This window comes from Lelliottia wanjuensis, assembly GCF_030238365.1.
In the GTDB taxonomy this organism is placed as follows: domain Bacteria; phylum Pseudomonadota; class Gammaproteobacteria; order Enterobacterales; family Enterobacteriaceae; genus Enterobacter; species Enterobacter wanjuensis.
This window is the reverse complement of sequence record NZ_JASSOT010000043.1, coordinates 1-543: the sequence shown is the minus strand read 5'-3', so window position 1 is coordinate 543 and position 543 is coordinate 1. Positions and strand designations below refer to the sequence as shown.

Sequence of the window (543 nt, the reverse complement as noted above, 5' to 3'; positions counted from 1 at the left end):
CTGTCTTTGGACGCGATAACGAAATCCGTCAGATGGTGGATATTCTCTCCAGACGTCGCAAGAACAACCCTATCCTGGTGGGCGAGCCTGGCGTCGGCAAAACGGCCCTGGTTGAAGGCCTGGCGCTACGTATTGCTGAGGGCAATGTGCCCGAGAGTCTTAAACCTGTCATCGTCAGAACGCTGGACCTGGGGTTGCTTCAGGCGGGCGCCGGTGTAAAGGGAGAGTTCGAACAGCGTCTGAAAAATATCATCGACGCCGTCCAGCAATCCCCGGTGCCAGTGCTGCTCTTTATCGATGAAGCTCATACCATCATCGGGGCCGGTAATCAGGCGGGCGGGGCGGATGCTGCCAACCTGCTGAAACCGGCTCTGGCACGCGGCGAACTGCGCACCATTGCGGCCACCACCTGGAGCGAATACAAGCAGTATTTCGAACGTGATGCAGCCCTTGAACGCCGCTTCCAGATGGTTAAGGTTGATGAGCCTGATGATGATACGGCCTGCCTGATGCTGCGTGGCCTCAAATCCCGCTATGCCGAAC

The 543-nt window shown here is 57.6% G+C and carries 1 protein-coding gene; it reads left to right on the top strand.

What is annotated here, in order from left to right; all coding sequences use genetic code 11:
* Positions 1-543: AAA family ATPase (locus QQF33_RS03495; protein WP_285157387.1), on the top strand; the 543-nt coding region annotated here is incomplete at both ends.